The organism is Streptomyces sp. NPDC055287 (assembly GCF_053646035.1).
The window spans coordinates 102,813-120,399 of record NZ_JBSHNE010000005.1 but is presented as its reverse complement, the minus strand read 5'-3'; the positions used below and the strand labels follow the sequence as shown (position 1 = coordinate 120,399).

Sequence of the window (17,587 nt, the reverse complement as noted above, 5' to 3'; positions counted from 1 at the left end):
GACTACGCCTGGCGGCGCACCTCGACCACCCGGAAGCGGTTGGCCACGAAGGCCGCGTCGCACAGGGCGGCGTTCGCCGCCGGGTTTCCGCCCGAGCCGTGGAAGTCGGAGAACGCCGCGGTCTGGTTGACGTAGACCCCGCCCGTCAGGTTCAGCGAGAGCTGCGCCGACTCCTCCAGGCAGACCTCCTCGATGGCGGCCTCCGTGATCTGCGAGGTCGTGTAGGCGCCGACCGTCATCGCGCCCTTCTCCCGCACCGTGCGGCGCAGCAGCTCCAGCCCGTCCTGTGTGGAGCCGACGGCGACCGCGAAGGAGACGGGGCCGAAGCACTCCGACATGTAGGCCGCCTCCGCGTCCGGCTTGGCGCCGTCGAGCTTGACCATGACCGGTGTACGGACCACCGCGTCCGGGAAGTCCGGGTTCGTGATCTCCCGTGAGGGCAGGGCCACTTCGCCCAGGCCCGAGGCCGCGTCGAGGCGGGCCTTCACGTCGGGGTTGACCAGGGCGCCCAGCAGCGCGTTCGCGCGGGCGTCGTCGCCCAGCAGGCCGGAAACCGAGGCCGCGAGGTCGGCGACCACCTCTTCGTAGGTCTTCGCGCCCGCGTCCGTCATGATCCCGTCCCTCGGAATCAGGAGGTTCTGCGGAGTGGTGCACATCTGACCGCTGTAGAGCGACAGGGAGAACGCCAGGTTGGACAGCATCCCCTTGTAGTCGTCCGTGGAGTCGATGACGACCGTGTTGACGCCGGCCTTCTCCGTGTAGACCTGCGCCTGGCGGGCGTTGGCCTCCAGCCAGTCCCCGAAGGAGGTCGACCCGGTGTAGTCGATGATCCGGATCTCCGGGCGGGTCGCGAGGGTCTTCGCGATGCCCTCGCCGGGCTGCTCGGCGGCCAGCGCCACCAGGTTCGGGTCGAAGCCGGCCTCGCCGAGGACCTCACGGGCGACCCGGACCGTGAGCGCGAGCGGCAGGACCGCGCGGGGGTGCGGCTTGACCAGGACCGGGTTGCCGGTGGCCAGGGAGGCGAAGAGGCCCGGGTAGCCGTTCCAGGTCGGGAAGGTGTTGCAGCCGATGAGCAGCGCGATGCCGCGCGGGACCGCGGTGAAGGACTTGCTCAGGTTGAGCGGGTCGCGCTTGCCCTGCGGCTTGGACCACTCGGCCACGCCGGGCGTACGGACCTGCTCGGCGTACGCGTACGTCACGGCTTCCAGGCCGCGGTCCTGCGCGTGCGGGCCGCCCGCCTGGAACGCCATCATGAAGGCCTGGCCGCTGGTGTGCATGACCGCGTGCGCGAATTCGTGCGTACGGGCGCTGATGCGCGACAGAATCTCGAGGCAGACCAGGGCGCGGGCCTCGGGGCCCGCCTCCCGCCAGGCGCCCATGCCCGCGCGCATCGCGGGCAGCAGCACGTCGATGTCGGCGTGCGGGTATTCGATGCCCAGCTCCGGGCCGTACGGCGAGACCTCTCCGCCCGTCCAGCCGTCGGTGCCCGGCTGGTCGAGTTCGAAGCGGCTGCCCTGCAGGGCCTGGAAGGCCGCGAGGCCGTCGGCGGCGCTGAGGCTGCCGTTCTCGCCGTAGGCCTTGGGGTGCTCGGGGTGCGGGGACCAGTACGCCCGCGTGCGGATCACGTCGAGCGCCTGATCGAGCGTGGTCCGGTGCTTCTCGGACAGCTGGGAAGTGGTGAGTTCGGCGGCCACGGCGGACCAACTCCTCGTCGAGCTGGGCAGGGACAGGCGGACACGAGATACAGTAACCGAACGATCGGTCGGGACAAGAGGGCCCGGTAAAACCTGTGGACAACTCGTACGGGAGGATCGGGGTCATGACAGCTATCGATCGAGCCCGCACTGTCGCCGTCGTCGGCACCGGCACCATGGGGCAGGGCATCGCCCAGGTCGCCCTCCTGGCCGGTCACCCGGTGCGCTTGTACGACGCGGGGCCCGGACGTGCCCGGGAGGCCGCCGAGGCCGTCGGCGCCCGCCTGGACCGGCTCGTCGAGAAGGGCAGGCTCGGCCGCGGGGCCGCGGACGGCGCCCGCGCCCGGCTGCACACCGCCGACGATCTGGCCGACCTCGCCGACGCCGCGATGGTCGTCGAGGCGATCGTCGAGCACCTGCCGGTCAAGCAGCAGCTCTTCACTGCGCTCGAAGCGATCGTCGCCGACGACTGTCTGCTCGCCACCAACACCTCCTCCCTCTCCGTCACGGCCATCGCGGGTCCCCTGAAGAACCCCGGCCGCTTCGTCGGGCTGCACTTCTTCAACCCCGCGCCGCTGCTGCCCCTCGTCGAGGTCGTCAGCGGATTCGCGACCGACGAAGCGAGCGCCACGCGCGCGTGGGCGACGGCGGCCGCCTGGGGCAAGACGCCGGTCCGCTGCGCGGACACCCCCGGGTTCATCGTCAACCGCATCGCCCGGCCCTTCTACGCCGAGGCCTTCGCGGTGTACGAGGAGCAGGGCGCGGACCCGGCCACCATCGACGCCGTCCTGCGCGAGTCCGGCGGCTTCAGGATGGGCCCCTTCGAGCTGACCGACCTGATCGGACAGGACGTCAACGAAGCCGTCAGCCGGTCCGTCTGGGACTCGTTCTTCCAGAGCCCGAAATTCGTTCCCTCACTCGCCCAGCGCCGTCTCGTGGAGTCGGGCCGCCTCGGCCGCAAGTCGGGCCAGGGCTGGTTCCCGTACGGGGACGAAGGGGCGTCGAAGCCGGCTCCCCGGACCGCCGGTCCCGAGGAGGCCCCCGCAGCCGTCACCGTCGTCGGGGACCTCGGCCACGCCGGTGCCCTCGTCGCGATGATGGAGGAGGCGGGCATCGCCGTGGAGCGGGTCGAGGCGGGCGGCCCGTACATCGAGCTGCCGGGCGAAGGGCAGCTCGTACCGGCCGACGGACGGACCTCCGTCGAGTACGCGGACGTCGTCTATTTCGACCTCGCCGCCGACTACCGCGGCGCCACCCGCATCGCCCTGTCCGCCTCCGAGGACACGTCCGCGCGGGCGGTCGCCGAAGCCACCGGGCTCTTCCAGAAGCTCGGCAAGGACGTCAGCGTCATCGGCGACGTCCCCGGCATGATCGTCGCCCGTACGGTCGCCATGCTGATCGACCTGGCCGCGGACGCGGTCGCGCGGGGCGTCGCCTCGCGCGAGGACATCGACACGGCGATGCGCCTCGGCGTGAACTATCCGCTGGGGCCCGGCGAATGGAGCGGCGCGCTCGGCCAGGACTGGGCGTACGACCTGCTGAAGAACCTGCACGAGTGCTGCCCGACCGGGCGCTACGCCCCGTCCCTGGCGCTCCACAGGCAGGCGTTCGCCGCCAAGGAGGAGGGCGCCTGATGACCACCGCCAAGCGCGACACGTACACCCCCGAGACGCTCCTGACAGTGGCCGTCCGGGTCTTCAACGAGCGCGGCTACGACGGCACGTCCATGGAGCACCTCTCCAGGGCCGCCGGCATCTCGAAGTCCTCGATCTACCACCACGTGGCGGGCAAGGAGGAGCTGCTGCGCCGCGCCGTCAGCCGCGCCCTCGACGGGCTGTTCGGGATCCTCGACGAGCCGGGGGCGTCGCGCGGGCGGGCGATCGAGCGGGTCGAGTACGTCACGCGCCGCACCGTGGAGGTGCTGATGGCCGAGCTGCCGTACGTCACGCTGCTCCTTCGCGTACGCGGCAACACGAAGGCCGAGCGATGGGCCCTGGAGCGGCGCCGCGAGTTCGACCAGCGGGTGGCCGATCTGATGAAGGCGGCGGCCGCCGACGGTGATCTGCGCGCCGATGTGGACATACGCATGGCGACGCGGCTGCTCTTCGGAATGATCAATTCGCTGGTGGAGTGGTACCGGCCGCAGACGGCCGAAGGCGGTGGCGGCGTGGACGGGGAGCAGCTCGCCGAGACCGTCGTCAGGCTGGCGTTCGACGGGCTGCGGACCAGCCGCTGAGCCGCTCAGCCGCTCACAGCTCCCCGGGGGACTGGGGTGACTGGGGTGGCTGAAGGGCCTGTGGGGAGCCTGCCGAGTCGAGGTCGGTCTCCTCGAAGACCAGCAGGGTGCGCGTGCTGAGCACCTCGGGGATCGACTGGATCTTCGTCAGGACAAGCTCGCGCAGCGCCCTGTTGTCCGCCGTGTGCACGAGCAGCAGTACATCGAAATCCCCGCTGACCAGCGCGATGTGCGCGGCGCCGGGAAGCTCCTGAAGCCGTTCGCGGACCGTGCGCCAGGAGTTCTGCACGATCTTGAGCGTGATGTACGCCGATGCTCCCTGCCCCGCGCGTTCGTGGTCCACGCGTGCGCTGAAGCCGCGGATCACGCCGTCGTCGATGAGGCGGTTGATGCGCGCGTAGGCGTTGGCGCGCGACACGTGCACCCGCTCGGCCACGGACCGTATCGACGCGCGGCCGTCCGTTTGGAGCATCCGGAGGATGTCGCGGTCGATGGCGTCCAGCGGGCGCGCCGGAGGGCCCGCTCCCGCGTCGGCCATTTGTTCAGCTGCCATGTCCCCCCGCCTCCCTCTCATGGACGACCTGCCTCTATCCCAGGCTGTGGAGAACCGTTTGTCCACAGGCTGGAGGCGCCTGTAGCCAAATTGCGTCCACGACCGAACAATCGGTAGGTGAGGCACACCACATTGCTGTGCCCTCCCACCGCTCCCACGAGGAGGTGCACGCGATGAAGAAGAGCACCATGACGGTCCGGCCGGTCCAGGACCTGCCCGGTACCGACGCCTACAGGCCCACTCCTCCCCCGGCCTGGAAGCCCCGCACGGACCCCGCACCGCTGCTCCCGGACAACGAGCCGTACCGCGTGCTCGGCACCGACGCCGCCGGCCGGCTGAATGCCGGGCTGATGCGGCGGCTGTACGCGGAGCTGGTCCGCGGCCGCAGGTACAACGCGCAGGCCACCGCCCTCACCAAGCAGGGCCGCCTCGCCGTCTACCCGTCCAGCACCGGCCAGGAGGCCTGCGAGGTCGCGGCCGCGCTCGTCCTGGAGGAGCGGGACTGGCTCTTCCCGAGCTACCGGGACACCCTCGCCGCCGTGGCGCGCGGGCTGGACCCGGTTCAGGCGCTGACGCTGCTGCGGGGCGACTGGCACACCGGTTACGACCCGCGCGAGCACCGCATCGCGCCGCTGTGCACCCCGCTGGCGACCCAGCTGCCGCACGCGGTGGGCCTGGCGCACGCCGCGCGCCTCAAGGGCGACGACGTGGTCGCGCTCGCCATGGTCGGCGACGGCGGCACCAGCGAGGGCGACTTCCACGAGGCGCTGAACTTCGCCGCCGTCTGGCAGGCGCCGGTCGTCTTCCTCGTGCAGAACAACGGCTTCGCGATCTCCGTGCCGCTCGCCAAGCAGACCGCCGCCCCGTCCCTGGCCCACAAGGCCGTCGGGTACGGGATGCCGGGCCGGCTCGTCGACGGCAATGACGCCGCCGCCATGCACGAGGTGCTCACCGAGGCGGTGGAGCGTGCCCGGCGGGGCGGCGGTCCGACGCTGGTCGAGGCGGTCACGTACCGCATCGAGGCCCACACGAACGCCGACGACGCGACCCGCTACCGGGGCGACGCCGAGGTCGAGACCTGGCGCGCCCACGACCCCATCCAGCTCCTCGAGCGGGAACTCACGGAGCGCGGAATGCTGGACGAGGACGCCATACAAGAGGCACGTGAGGCCGCCGAGACGATGGCCGCGCGACTGCGCGAGCGGATGAACGCGGACCCGGTGCTCGACCCCATGGACCTCTTCGCGCACGTCTACGCCGAGAAGACGGCGCAACTGCGGGAGCAGGAAGCCCTGCTGCGGGCCGAGCTCGATGCGGAGGACGCACGATGACGACGGCAGCGACGGCAGCGGCCGACGCGAAGCCCGCCAAGCCCGCGACGATGGCGCAAGCCCTCGGACGGGCCCTGCGCGACGCGATGGCCGAGGACCCGACCGTCCATGTGATGGGCGAGGACGTCGGCGCGCTCGGCGGGGTCTTCCGGGTCACCGACGGGCTCGTGAAGGAGTTCGGCGAGGACCGGGTCACGGACACGCCGCTCGCCGAGGCGGGGATCCTGGGAACGGCCGTGGGCATGGCGATGTACGGGCTGCGGCCCGTCGTCGAGATGCAGTTCGACGCGTTCGCCTATCCGGCGTTCGAGCAGCTCATCAGCCATGTGGCACGGATGCGCAACCGCACGCGCGGCGCGATGCCGATGCCGATGGTGATCCGGGTGCCGTACGGCGGCGGGATCGGCGGGGTCGAGCACCACAGCGACTCGTCCGAGGCGTACTACATGGCGACTCCGGGGCTCCATGTCGTCACGCCGGCGACGGTCGAGGACGCGTACGGGCTGATGCGGGCCGCGATCGCGTCTGACGACCCCGTGGTCTTCCTCGAGCCCAAGCGGCTCTACTGGTCGAAGGCGGCGTGGTCGCCGGACGCGCCCACGGCCGTCGAGCCGATCGGGCGTGCGGTCGTACGGCGCTCCGGGCGCAGCGCGACTCTCATCACGTACGGACCGTCTCTGCCGGTGTGCATGGAGGCGGCGGAGGCGGCCGAGGCGGAGGGCTGGGACCTCGAAGTCGTCGACCTGCGCTCGCTCGTGCCCTTCGACGACGAGACGGTGGCGGCTTCGGTACGGCGTACCGGCCGTGCGGTCGTCGTCCATGAGTCGACGGGATTCGGCGGGCCCGGTGGCGAGATCGCCGCCCGCGTGACGGAGCGGTGCTTCCACCACCTGGAGGCGCCGGTGCTTCGGGTCGCCGGATTCGACATCCCGTATCCGCCGCCGATGCTGGAGCGGCACCATCTGCCGGGCGTGGACCGGGTGCTCGACGCGGTCGCGCGGCTCCAGTGGGAGGCGGGCATCTGATGCCGCACGCTTTTGAGATGGCGAGCCTGGAATTCAAGCTGCCCGACCTCGGTGAGGGGCTCACCGAGGCGGAAATCGTGCGCTGGCTGGTGGAGGTGGGCGACGTGGTCGCCGTCGACCAGCCGGTGGTCGAGGTCGAGACGGCCAAGGCGATGGTCGAGGTGCCGTGCCCGTACGGGGGCGTGGTGACCGCCCGCTTCGGCGAGGAGGGGACCGAACTGCCCGTCGGCTCGCCGCTGCTGACGGTCGCGGTGGGGGCGGCGGAGCCCGCTGCGCCTCCGGCTCAGGCGTCGGTTTCGGCGTCCGGCTCGGCTCCTGCTGCCGCCTCTGGTGAAGCGGAGTCGTCGGGGAACGTGCTGGTGGGATACGGCACGGGCGCGGCGGTGGCGCGGCGGCGGCGCATCAGGCCGGTGTCGGCCGGTGGGCCGGTGGCGGCGCAGGTGCGGGCGCCGGTGGCTGAGGCGACAGGGGTGGCGGAGGCCGGGCCCGTGCCGGTGATCTCGCCGCTGGTACGGCGGCTGGCGCGCGAGAACGGGCTGGATCTGCGGGCGCTGAAGGGCTCCGGGCCCGACGGCCTGATCCTGCGGTGCGACGTGGAGGGCGCGATCCGTGGGGCGGAACAGGTGCCCGCGGCCGCACCCGCACCGGCGCCGGTGTCCGCGGCTTCCGCTGCCGTCGGTGAACGTGTTCCGCTGCGCGGGATGCGCGGCGCTGTCGCCGACAAGCTGTCGCGCAGCCGACGTGAGATCCCGGACGCCACGTGCTGGGTGGACGCGGACGCGACCGAGCTCATGGCGGCCCGTACGTCGATGAACCAGGCGGGCGGGCCACCGGTCTCGGTGATCGCGCTCCTCGCCCGGATCTGTACGGCTGCCCTGGCCCGCTACCCGGAGCTCAACTCCACGGTGGACATGGCCTCCCGCGAGATCGTGCGCCTCCCCGGCGTGCACCTCGGGTTCGCGGCGCAGACGGAGCGCGGGCTCGTCGTCCCCGTCGTACGGGACGCCCATGCCCGTAACGTGGACGAACTGAGCGCGGAGTTCGCCCGCTTGACGGAGTCGGCCAGGAAGGGGTCGCTGACACCGGCGGAGCTGACCGGCGGCACGTTCACGCTGAACAACTACGGGGTGTTCGGGGTCGACGGATCGACGCCGATCATCAACCACCCGGAGGCGGCGATGCTCGGGGTCGGGCGGATCGTCCCCAAGCCGTGGGTGCACGAGGGCGAGCTGGCGGTGCGCAAGGTGGTGCAGTTGTCGCTGACGTTCGACCACCGCGTCTGTGACGGAGGGACGGCGGGCGGCTTCCTGCGGTACGTGGCGGACTGCGTGGAGCGGCCGACACTGCTGTTGCGCACGCTCTGACCGGATGTGCGGGGCCTCCGTTCCGGGCCCCGCTCCGCAGACGCCGGAGGGGCTGGACTTTCCAGCCCCTCCGGCGTTCAGCGGAACACCGCCCCGCATACTCGGGGCATGACCGCGACCGCGTACGACGCCATCGTGTTGGCCGGAGGGGCCGCCAAGCGGCTGGGTGGGGTGGACAAACCCGGTGTGCGCGTGGGCGGGCGGACCCTGCTCGACCGGGTGCTGGGCGTGTGCCGCGGGGCCGGCACGACCGTTGTCGTCGGCGGGCGGCGGGCCACCGTGCGGGCCGTCGAATGGGCCCGGGAGGAACCGGCCGGGGGCGGGCCGCTGGCCGCGCTCGACGCCGGAGTGCGGCGTACCGCAGCCGGGAGCCTGCTCGTACTCTCCGCCGACCTGCCCTTCATCCACCCGGGCACCGTCCAGCGGCTGCTGGACGCCCTGGACAGCCCTGGGGCCGAGGCGGCTCTGCTCGTGGACCCGGGCGGACGCGACCAGCCGCTCGTCGCCGCCTACCGCGCCGAACCACTGCGCCGCGAACTGGCCCTTCTCGCCACCGAGCACGGTGGCCTCGCCGGACTGCCGCTCCGGCTTCTCACGCACGAACTCGCCCTGACGCGCGTCGCCGCCGGGCCGCTCGACTCCTTCGACTGCGACACCTGGGAAGACATTGCCGCAGCCCGGTCCAGGATCAGGGAGCATGGTCACGTGCTGGATGAATGGATGACCGCAGTCAAGGACGAACTCGGCATCGAGCTGGATGTCGACGTCAACGTCCTGCTCGACCTCGCCCGCGACGCCGCGCACGGCGTCGCCAGGCCCGCCGCCCCGCTCACCACCTTCCTGGTGGGCTACGCGGCGGCGAAGGCGGGCGGGAACGGGCCGGACGCCGTCGCCGAAGCGGCTCGCAAGGCCGCCGCGCTCGCCGCCCGTTGGGCTGCCGAGGCAGAGGAAGAGGCCAAGGGCGAGGCCTCGGGCCACGGCACGGAAGACGGCGCGGGGTGAGCCAGGAGGACCGCGAGGTCGACGAGGCGCTCGCGCTCGTCAGTCGCGCGCAGGCAGCACCGGCACCGGCATCGGCGCGGGGGGCGGATCCCGTGCAGGCGCTGGGGCAGATGGGCCAGGAGGCCGGCGCCCCCGGCTCCGCCGGGAACGACGGTCACGTCGGCGACGCGGGCCGGTCCGGCCACGCCGCCGACGCGGGTCATGGGGGGAGCGCCGGTCACGCCGCCGACGCGGGTCAGGCGGGTTCCGCCGGTAACCCCGGTAACGCCGATCGCGCCGGTAACCCCGGTGACCCCGGTGACCCCGGTGACCCCGGTGACCCCGGTAACGCCGATCGCGCCGGGCACGCCGGTAACCCCGGGCACGCCGGTAACCCCGGTAACGCCGGTAACGCCGGAGACCTCGGCCGCCCGGACACCCCGCTCTCGCCCCAGGCCCGCCCCCGTGCCACCCCCTGGGCCGAGGCCCGGGCCGTCGCGGCACGGGCCGGGAGTGCCGCCGTGCCCCGTATACGGCGGGTGGCGCTCGCACAGGCGCTCGGCCAGGTGCTCGCCGAGCCTCTCGACGCCCTCACCGACCTCCCGTCCTTCGACACATCGGCCATGGACGGCTGGGCGGTCGCGGGGCCAGGGCCGTGGTGGAGCGTCGAGGAAGGCGGCCAGGTGCTCGCCGGACACGCCGCCTCCGGGGCGCTCGCCGACGGTGCGGCCGTACGCATCGCCACCGGCGCGCGCGTACCGCCCGACGCCACCGCCGTGATCCGCAGCGAGCACGCCCGCCTCGACGAGGCCAAGGGGCGGCTGTACGCGACGCGCCGCGAAGTGGTCCAGGGGCAGGACATCCGGCCGCGTGGCCAGGAGTGCCGCACCGGCGACCAGTTGCTGCCCGGCGGCGCCCTCGTGACGCCCGCCGTGCTCGGGCTCGCTGCGGCCGCCGGATATGACGGCCTGTCCGTCGTGCCCCGGCCGCGCGTCGAAGTGTTCGTACTGGGCGACGAGTTGCTGAGCGGGGGCCTGCCGCACGACGGGATGGTCCGCGACGCCCTCGGTCCCCTCCTCGACCCCTGGCTCCGCGCCCTCGGTGCGGACGTGCTGGCCACCCGCCATCTCGGCGACGACGCCGACGCGCTCCACCGGGCCGTCACCGCCTCCGAGGCGGACCTCGTCGTCACCACGGGCGGTACGGCGGCCGGTCCCGTCGACCACGTCCATCCGACCCTGCGCAAGGCGGGTGCCGAACTGCTGGTGGACGGTGTGGCGGTGCGGCCGGGCCACCCGATGCTGCTGGCGCGCCTGACCGGGGCCGCAGGCGGCGCGGAGGGGAGCCGGTACCTCGTGGGGCTGCCCGGCAACCCCCTAGCCGCCGTCTCCGGCCTGCTGACCCTGGCGGAGCCGCTGCTGCGCGCCCGTGCCCAGCGGCCGCCCCTCGCGCCGTACCTCTCGCCCGTACGGGACGACGTGAACGGCCATCCGCACGACACCCGGCTCGTCCCCGTCGTCCATCGCGGAGGCGGAAGGGACGGGAACGGGCCCGAGCAGGCCGTGCCCCTGCGTTACAACGGCCCGGCCATGCTCCGCGGCATCGCCGCCGCCGACGGCCTGGCCGTCGTCCCGCCCGGCGGCGCTCGGGCCGGCCAGGAACTCGAAATCCTCGACCTGCCCTGGACAGAAGGACGTTTCACGTGAAACTTCCCGGCCAAGATGCGATGGCCAGGCATGCCGGCGAGCACCTTGTCACCGCTCGGATCAGGCTGCCGCGCCGTATCGTCGACCGCCCGCTGCGGCAGGTCGGGAAGCGGCTGCTGATGGCGCTGGCGGTGCTGCTGCTGACGGTGATAATCGTCTACCTCGACCGCGCCGGCTACCACGACAACGCCGACGAGAACCTCGACTTCCTCGACGCTGTCTACTACTCCACCGTGACCCTCTCCACGACGGGTTACGGCGACATCGTGCCGCACAGCGACAGCGCCAGGCTCACCAATGTGCTGCTGGTGACGCCGCTGCGCGTGCTCTTTCTCATCATCCTGGTCGGCACCACTCTCGAGGTCCTCACGGAACGGACCCGGGAGGAGTGGCGGCTGAACCGCTGGAGGGCCCAGTTGCGCGACCACACCGTCATCGTCGGATTCGGCACCAAGGGCCGTTCCGCGATCCAGACCCTGGCCGCCACGGGGCTCAGGAAAGAGCAGATCGTGGTCGTCGACCCGAGCGCGAAGGTCATCGAAGCGGCCAACGCCGACGGGTTCACCGGAGTCCTGGGCGACGCGACCCGCAGTGACGTGCTGCTGCGCGCCGAAGTCCAGCGGGCCCGCCAGATCGTGATCGCGACCCAGCGCGACGACACGGCGGTCCTGGTCACGCTCACCGCGCGCCAGCTCAACCGGGGCGCGAAGATCGTCGCGGCGGTCCGCGAGGAGGAGAACGCGCCGCTGCTGCGCCAGTCGGGCGCCGACGCGGTCATCACCAGCGCCAGCGCGGCAGGGCGCCTGCTCGGTCTGTCCGTACTCAGCCCCAGCGCGGGCACGGTGATGGAGGACCTGATCCAGCAGGGCAGCGGCCTCGATCTGATCGAGCGGCCGGTGATAAAGGCCGAGGTGGGACGCAACGTGCGGGAGACCGACGACCTGGTGGTCAGCGTGCTGCGCGGACACCGGCTGCTCGGTTACGACGACCCGGAGGCCAGCCCGCTCCAGCTGACGGACCGGGTGATCACCATCGTCCGCGCCTCGCCCGGCGTCACGACCGCGGGGGAAATGCGGCTGACGACGCCGGAGTGACCGGGCGCCCCGGAGCGCCGGTGCGACCGGGGCCCCGAAGCGGCGGCCGGGTGCGACCAAGGCCCGGGAGCGGAGGCCCGAAGCGGCCGGGTGCGACCCACGCCCGGGAGCGGCGCCCCGAAGCGGCCGGGTGCGACCAAGGCGCCCAGGACCGGCGCCCCGGAGCGGCCGGCGACTGGCGTTCCTGTGCGTCCTGGAGCGACCGGGTCCCCGTAGCGACCGGGGACCCGGAGTGGTCCGCTCCGGTGCGGAGTAGCCTCGCGGCCATGTATGCGATCACGATCCCTGAACCCGGTGGCCCCGAGGCGCTCGTATGGGCGGAGGTCCCCGATCCCGTACCCGGCGAGGGCGAGGTCCTCGTCGAGGTCGTCGCGAGCGCCGTCAACCGCGCCGACCTGCTGCAACGCCAGGGCTTCTACGACCCGCCGCCCGGTGCCTCCCTGTACCCCGGCCTCGAGTGCTCCGGCCGGATCACCGCGCTGGGGCCGGGTGTCTCGGGCTGGTCGGTCGGCGACGAGGTGTGCGCGCTGCTGACCGGCGGCGGGTACGCCCAGAAGGTCGTCGTACCGGCGGGGCAACTGCTGCCCGTGCCTGCCGACATGGACCTGGTCACGGCGGCTTCCCTGCCCGAGACGACCTCGACGGTCTGGTCCAACGTCTTCATGATCGCCCACCTGCGGCCCGGCGAGACGCTGCTGCTGCACGGCGGCGCGAGCGGCATCGGCACGATGGCGATCCAGCTGGCCAAGGCGGTCGGCGCGCGGGTCGCGGTCACCGCCGGCGGCCCGGAGAAGCTGGCCCGGTGCGCGGAGCTGGGCGCCGACATCCTCATCGACTACCGCGAGCAGGACTTCGTACAGGAGCTCCGCAAGGCGACCGACGGGGCCGGCGCCGACGTGATCCTGGACATCATCGGCGCCAAGTACCTGGACCGGAACGTGAAGGCGCTCGCCGTGAACGGCCGTCTCGCGATCATCGGTATGCAGGGTGGCGTGAAGGGCGAGGTCAACCTGAGCGCGCTGATGAAGAAGCGCGCCGCGATCACGGCGACGACGCTGCGGGCGCGCCCGCTCGGCGAGAAGGCGGCGATCGTCGCGGCCGTACGGGAGCATGTCTGGCCGCTGATCGGCACCGGCCGGGTGCGCCCCGTCGTGGACCGCGTCGTGCCGATGGCCGAGGCCGCGGAGGCCCACCGGGCGCTGGAGGCGGGCGGCCATGTCGGCAAGATCCTGCTGACGGCGCCCTGAGCGGGTCAGGAGCGAGGTAGAGCGCACGAGAGGCCCGCACCGCCGTCACGGTGGTGCGGGCCTCTCGCGTGGTGATGACGCTGCTCTAGAGGTACGGGCCCGAGCGCACCGGCCCGTGACCGTCCTCCTGGCCGTCGTCGTCGTGACCCGCGCCCGGCGGAAGCGCGCGCCGCATCTGCTCCAACTGGGCCCGCGCCGCCATCTGCTGGGCGAAGAGAGCCGTCTGGATGCCGTGGAAGAGACCTTCGAGCCAACCGACCAACTGGGCCTGCGCGATGCGCAGTTCCGCCTCGGAGGGGATCGCCTCGTCGGTGAAGGGCAGGGAGAGCCGCTCCAACTCCTCGACGAGCTCGGGCGCGAGGCCGTCCTCCAGCTCCTTGACCGAGCTGGCGTGAATGTCCTTCAGCCGTACGCGGCTCGCCTCGTCGAGAGGAGCCGCCCGTACTTCCTCCAGGAGTTGCTTGATCATGCTGCCGATGCGCATGACCTTTGCGGGCTGTTCGACCATCTCCGTCACTGGCACCTCGCGCGACTCGTCGTCCGCGCCGCCGAGAGCCATTCCGTCCTGACCTACGACCAGGACATGGGGGCTCTCCTGCGACCGTTCACTCCTCGGCATCTCCATGAAGCCATTCTCTCGTACACGTGCGTCACCACACGGTGTGCCCCCGTACAGGGGTGATCCACCCTGTACGGGGGCACGGGAAACGACTGTCGCCCGGTCAGCCGGCCGCGCGCCGCGCCACCGCGGTGCGGGAGCGGGTGACGAGTGCGGCGAGGAGCGCAGCGCCCACGGGTACGGCGACGAGCAGCGCCGCGAGGGTCTCCCAGGGGATGACGATCGGGACGTACGGTGCTTCGTTCATACCGCCCATGCCGGCGTCCAGGGCCTCCTCGTACCACTTGAGCTCCTGGCGCTCCTCGGTCAGCCGCAGCCCGATCGCGGGCAGCACGCCCGCCGCCGAGCCGAGCACCACGCCCATCGCGGCGACCACCCCGCACTGGAAACCGCTCAGCGTCCTGCGCACCCGCGGGGGTGCGCCGACCGCGGCGAGGGTCTTCAGGTCGGGCTCGGCGTCGGTCTGGGCGAGGCCCGTCGCGATGCCCGCGGCGCCGATGGTGACGAGTCCGGCGAACACGGTCAGGGCCAGCAGGACGATGCTGTTGTCGCTGGTGTAGCCCTTTTCGACGTACAGGCCGCCGTCGGTGCCGAGCGCGTCGAGTGCCGCGTCGAGCTTCTGCTGCTGGGTGCTGCTCGGCAGTGCGTCGGTCGAGAAGTACGCGCCGACCGGGGCGGTGACGAGCCCTGCGGCCTTCGCCGCCTGCGCGGGCAGGATGATCTTCAGTCCGTACGCGGTGACCGATCCGGGCGCCTGGTGGACGGGGAACGACTTGATCTCGCCGGGGGCGTCCTTGCCCTTCTGCGCCATCAGGTCGGCCTTGTCGGGGTCGGTGATCAGCTTGATGCCGACCTGCCCCTTGTCGACGTTGCGCCGGTCGAAGGAGACGGCCTTGCCGCTCTTGAGGGCGTCGACGGCGGCCGGGTCGTCGATCGCGAGGACCGACAGCAGCTTCTCGTCGGCGACCAGCACGTCGTGCTCGGCGTACTGGCCGCTCTCGTCGCAGCGCCAGTCCTTCGAGAGCTTGCGGCGCTCGGCCGGCGTGAGCTCCTTCGAACCGGGGGTGCCCTCGTCCCACAGGGCGCAGCGGTTCTTCTTGGGCGTGAAGATCTCGTACCGCCCGCAGCCCTTGGCGGCGCTGTAGGGCGCGCAGTTGACGTTGCCCACGGCGATGCGGTCGACGTTGGCGCGTACGTCGACGGGGAAGTGCTTCTGGACGGCCGCGCGCACGGCCGGCACGTCGCGGCCGCCGCCCTCGGCGTGCATCACGCTCACCGCGCCGTGCGGCAGTCGCGCCGAGTACGCGGCACGCTGCTGTACGTCGTCACTGGCGGCGTACGTCGCCACCGCGACCGTCCCGGCGACGGCGGCCAGCACGGCGGCGACGGCGGGGGCCGTGCGGCCCCGGTTGCGTACGGCGTCGCGCAGGGCGAGGCGCGGCGACAGCGGCAGCCACCCGCCGAGCCTGCCGAAGAGGCCGACGAGGGCGGGGGTGAGCGCGACGATGCCCAGCTCGGCGAGGGCGCTGCCGCCCGCGACGATGGTGACGTTGTCGGTCGCGGTGGCGCCGTAGAGGGTGATGGTGACGCCCAGGCCGGCGGCGATCAGGCCGATGACGGGCAGGACGCGGCTGGAGCGGCGTACCCCCCGGCGGCCGGTGAGCGAGGCCAGCACGGACTGCCGGGACGAGGTGATGGCCGGGACGATCGCGGCGAGCAGGCCGGTGAGGACCGCGAGCAGGCCGATGCCGAGCAGCTCCAGCGGACGGATGTCGAAGCTGCCGAACCGCTGGCCCATGTAGTCCTCGAGCAGTGGCCGCAGCGCGAGGGTGAGGAGCAGGCCGAGCACGGTGCCGACGACGGCCGCGGCGACGCCGATGACCAGACCGCCTGCCAGGACGATGGCGCGGATGTGGCGACGGTCGCCGCCGTTCGCGCCGACGAGGCCGAGCTGGCGCGCGGAGCGCCGGGCGCCGACCGCGAACGCGGGTCCCGCCAGCAGGCAGATCTCCAGCATGGCGAGGCCGACGACGGTGCCGACGGCGGCGAGCCCCGCGGCCTGGGACGCCGCGCTCTGCTCGTAGTCGGACCAGCCCTCCCTCTGGAAGAGCGGAACCTCGGAGTCGGCGGGCGGGGCGAGGGCGACGGCGCGCGAAACGACCGCGACGCCCTTGGCGTTCGCCTGCTGGACCATGCTCCACGCGAAACCGTCGCCGCCCACGGACACCAGATAGGTGCTGCTGGTCTCCGTGCCGGGCAGGTCGTCGGCCTTCAGCGCCTTGTCGAGCGGCGCGAGGAGCGTGCCGGGCGGGGCGAGGATCTCGTCGGCCTTGAGGGAGTCGGGGAGTTCGTACGAGCCGACGATCCGGTACTCGGTGCCGAGCCCCCGGGCGGCGATCGTCGAGCCCACCTTCAGGCCACCGGCCTCCAGGAAGTGGGTGGTCGCGGCGACCTCGCCGGCCTTGTCGGGGAACCGGCCCTGGCCGAGGGTCATCATGCCCGCGGTCATGGGGTCGGTCGCGTCCAGCTCGTGCAGCACGGCGTTGAGCAGGCCGTGCTCGGTGCGGATCTTGCCGCTGCCGTTCGCGTCCTTGAGCGTCTTGGCGCCCGCCGGGAAGGCGGCCCGGACGTCACCGGGGCCCTCCGGCCACATCGCGTCCCCGTAGTCCTTCACGGGTGTGGTGTTGATGCCGTCGGGGTCCTGGAGGATCGGCACCCCGCCCATGCCCGGGTCGCTCATCCGGGCGTCGGCGGCGCCCAGTTCGCGTGCCATCTTCTGCTCGGCGGAGAGCTCGGCGCTGCGCAGGGTCAGATCAGCGGCGCTGACGCCCAGGATGGGCAGAGCGATCATGGCGAGTACGAGAGCACTGCGGCCCTTGAAGCGCCAGGCGTCGCGGCGGGCGATGCGCACCGCGGCCACCCATGAGTGGTACCAGCGGTTCACTGTGCGGCCGCCTGCCCGGAGAGCAGGGAGTCGGCCTGGGTGCGCAGCGTCTCGTCGACGACGGAACCGTCGCGCAGGAAGACCACCCGGTCGGCCCAGGCCGCGAAGCGCGGCTCGTGGGTGACGAGGATGCCGGCGGCCCCCGCGTCGCAGCGGGCGCGCAGCAGCGCGAGTACGGACTCGCCCGTCTCGGAGTCCAGGGCGCCGGTCGGCTCGTCGGCGAGGACGAGGCGGCGGTCGCCCACGAGGGCGCGGGCGATGGCCACGCGCTGCTGCTGGCCGCCGGACATCTCGTCGGGGAACCGGTCGGCGAGCTGGCCGAGGCCCATCTCCTCCAGCGCGGCGACCGCGGAGACGCGGGCCTTGCGGGCGGACACGCCGTCCAGTTCGCGGGGCAGGGCGACGTTCTCGGCGGCGGTCAGGGCCGGTATGAGGTTGTAGTCCTGGAAGACGTAGCCGATGCTGCGGCGGCGCAGGGCGGCGAGTTCCTTGCGGCTGACGGCCGTGATGTCCGTACCTTCGACGACGACCCGGCCGGATGTGGGGCTGTCGAGGCCGCCCGCGATCGTGAGCAGGGTGGACTTGCCGGAGCCGGACGGGCCCATGACGGCGACGAGTTCACCGGGAAAGACGGAGAGGTCGACGCCGCGCAGGGCGTGCACTTCGGTGGCGCCGCTGCCGTGGACGCGGGTCAGCTGTTCCAGCCGCAGTACGGGCTGCTGTGATTCCTGCGTCTGTTGGGGCTGGTGTGACTGGTGAGGCGTGGAGCCGGGCATGGCTTCGGGCATGAAGG

At 72.5% G+C, this 17,587-nt stretch carries 14 protein-coding genes; 9 read left to right on the top strand and 5 right to left on the bottom strand.

The features are described from left to right. Positions 1–2: 2 nt before the first annotated feature. A complete protein-coding gene (gene paaN, locus ACWIHY_RS10510; RefSeq protein ID WP_454375247.1) occupies positions 3–1,694 on the bottom strand; it encodes a phenylacetic acid degradation protein PaaN in 1,692 nt (563 codons plus the stop codon). 125 nt (positions 1,695–1,819) lie between these two features. On the opposite strand from paaN, the gene ACWIHY_RS10505 reads away from it, so the two are divergent. Both ACWIHY_RS10505 and ACWIHY_RS10500 read left to right on the top strand, forming a co-directional pair. Then, entirely contained in the window at positions 1,820–3,328 is a 1,509-nt protein-coding gene (locus ACWIHY_RS10505) for a 3-hydroxyacyl-CoA dehydrogenase (protein WP_454375246.1), read from the top strand. Continuing rightward, on the top strand, positions 3,328–3,930 hold the full coding sequence (locus ACWIHY_RS10500; RefSeq protein WP_454375245.1) for a TetR/AcrR family transcriptional regulator: 603 nt from the start codon (positions 3,328–3,330) through the stop codon (positions 3,928–3,930). Before ACWIHY_RS10505 ends, ACWIHY_RS10500 begins: the two co-directional genes overlap by 1 nt. Before the next feature lie 13 nt (positions 3,931–3,943). On the opposite strand, the gene ACWIHY_RS10495 is transcribed toward ACWIHY_RS10500, so the two are convergent. Continuing rightward, complete coding sequence (locus tag ACWIHY_RS10495; protein WP_454375244.1) at positions 3,944–4,483, bottom strand: Lrp/AsnC family transcriptional regulator; 540 nt, start codon at positions 4,481–4,483, stop codon at positions 3,944–3,946. Between the two features lie 173 nt (positions 4,484–4,656). On the opposite strand from ACWIHY_RS10495, the gene pdhA reads away from it, so the two are divergent. The 7 genes from pdhA to ACWIHY_RS10460 all read left to right on the top strand — a co-directional run bounded on the left by pdhA (position 4,657) and on the right by ACWIHY_RS10460 (position 13,231). After that, complete coding sequence (gene pdhA / locus ACWIHY_RS10490) at positions 4,657–5,814, top strand: pyruvate dehydrogenase (acetyl-transferring) E1 component subunit alpha (protein WP_454375243.1); 1,158 nt, start codon at positions 4,657–4,659, stop codon at positions 5,812–5,814. Then, positions 5,811–6,839 (top strand): alpha-ketoacid dehydrogenase subunit beta, encoded by a 1,029-nt coding sequence (locus ACWIHY_RS10485; RefSeq protein WP_454375242.1) that lies wholly within the window; start codon positions 5,811–5,813, stop codon positions 6,837–6,839. The genes pdhA and ACWIHY_RS10485 overlap by 4 nt, the downstream gene beginning before the upstream one ends. 17 nt (positions 6,840–6,856) lie before the next feature. Continuing rightward, the gene (locus tag ACWIHY_RS10480) at positions 6,857–8,203 is read left to right on the top strand and encodes a dihydrolipoamide acetyltransferase family protein (protein WP_454375241.1); all 1,347 of its coding nucleotides are present in this window, start codon (positions 6,857–6,859) and stop codon (positions 8,201–8,203) included. Positions 8,204–8,311: 108 nt separating this feature from the next. Beyond that, a complete protein-coding gene (locus ACWIHY_RS10475) occupies positions 8,312–9,205 on the top strand; it encodes an NTP transferase domain-containing protein (RefSeq protein ID WP_454375240.1) in 894 nt (297 codons plus the stop codon). A gap of 110 nt (positions 9,206–9,315) precedes the next feature. Continuing rightward, positions 9,316–10,890 carry a molybdopterin molybdotransferase MoeA gene (locus ACWIHY_RS10470; protein ID WP_454375466.1) on the top strand — a complete coding sequence of 525 codons (1,575 nt, stop codon included), beginning with the start codon at positions 9,316–9,318 and terminating at the stop codon, positions 10,888–10,890. A 20-nt stretch (positions 10,891–10,910) separates the two neighbouring features. Further along, on the top strand, positions 10,911–11,984 hold the full coding sequence (locus ACWIHY_RS10465) for a potassium channel family protein (protein ID WP_454375239.1): 1,074 nt from the start codon (positions 10,911–10,913) through the stop codon (positions 11,982–11,984). Between the two features lie 266 nt (positions 11,985–12,250). Further along, the gene (locus ACWIHY_RS10460; RefSeq protein ID WP_454375238.1) at positions 12,251–13,231 is read left to right on the top strand and encodes an NAD(P)H-quinone oxidoreductase; all 981 of its coding nucleotides are present in this window, start codon (positions 12,251–12,253) and stop codon (positions 13,229–13,231) included. A gap of 85 nt (positions 13,232–13,316) precedes the next feature. Here ACWIHY_RS10460 and ACWIHY_RS10455 read toward each other — a convergent pair whose 3' ends face one another. The 3 genes from ACWIHY_RS10455 to ACWIHY_RS10445 all read right to left on the bottom strand — a co-directional run bounded on the left by ACWIHY_RS10455 (position 13,317) and on the right by ACWIHY_RS10445 (position 17,570). Continuing rightward, the gene (locus ACWIHY_RS10455; RefSeq protein WP_454375237.1) at positions 13,317–13,856 is read right to left on the bottom strand and encodes a bacterial proteasome activator family protein; all 540 of its coding nucleotides are present in this window, start codon (positions 13,854–13,856) and stop codon (positions 13,317–13,319) included. A 97-nt stretch (positions 13,857–13,953) separates the two neighbouring features. After that, positions 13,954–16,794: an FtsX-like permease family protein gene (locus ACWIHY_RS10450; protein ID WP_454375236.1), complete on the bottom strand. Its 2,841-nt coding sequence runs from the start codon at positions 16,792–16,794 to the stop codon at positions 13,954–13,956. After that, a complete protein-coding gene (locus ACWIHY_RS10445) occupies positions 16,791–17,570 on the bottom strand; it encodes an ABC transporter ATP-binding protein (RefSeq protein WP_454375465.1) in 780 nt (259 codons plus the stop codon). The genes ACWIHY_RS10450 and ACWIHY_RS10445 overlap by 4 nt, the downstream gene beginning before the upstream one ends. Positions 17,571–17,587: the final 17 nt, after the last annotated feature.

Excerpts from the sequence above, each read along its gene's own strand:
- ACWIHY_RS10505 (WP_454375246.1), top strand. The coding sequence starts at position 1,820 with ATGACAGCTATCGATCGAGCCCGCACTGTCGCCGTCGTCGGCACCGGC.
- ACWIHY_RS10500 (WP_454375245.1), top strand. The coding sequence starts at position 3,328 with ATGACCACCGCCAAGCGCGACACGTACACCCCCGAGACGCTCCTGACA.
- ACWIHY_RS10495 (WP_454375244.1), bottom strand. The coding sequence starts at position 4,483 with ATGGCAGCTGAACAAATGGCCGACGCGGGAGCGGGCCCTCCGGCGCGC.
- pdhA (WP_454375243.1), top strand. The coding sequence starts at position 4,657 with ATGAAGAAGAGCACCATGACGGTCCGGCCGGTCCAGGACCTGCCCGGT.
- ACWIHY_RS10485 (WP_454375242.1), top strand. The coding sequence starts at position 5,811 with ATGACGACGGCAGCGACGGCAGCGGCCGACGCGAAGCCCGCCAAGCCC.
- ACWIHY_RS10480 (WP_454375241.1), top strand. The coding sequence starts at position 6,857 with ATGGCGAGCCTGGAATTCAAGCTGCCCGACCTCGGTGAGGGGCTCACC.
- ACWIHY_RS10475 (WP_454375240.1), top strand. The coding sequence starts at position 8,312 with ATGACCGCGACCGCGTACGACGCCATCGTGTTGGCCGGAGGGGCCGCC.
- ACWIHY_RS10470 (WP_454375466.1), top strand. The coding sequence starts at position 9,316 with ATGGGCCAGGAGGCCGGCGCCCCCGGCTCCGCCGGGAACGACGGTCAC.
- ACWIHY_RS10465 (WP_454375239.1), top strand. The coding sequence starts at position 10,911 with ATGGCCAGGCATGCCGGCGAGCACCTTGTCACCGCTCGGATCAGGCTG.
- ACWIHY_RS10460 (WP_454375238.1), top strand. The coding sequence starts at position 12,251 with ATGTATGCGATCACGATCCCTGAACCCGGTGGCCCCGAGGCGCTCGTA.
- ACWIHY_RS10455 (WP_454375237.1), bottom strand. The coding sequence starts at position 13,856 with ATGGAGATGCCGAGGAGTGAACGGTCGCAGGAGAGCCCCCATGTCCTG.
- ACWIHY_RS10445 (WP_454375465.1), bottom strand. The coding sequence starts at position 17,570 with ATGCCCGGCTCCACGCCTCACCAGTCACACCAGCCCCAACAGACGCAG.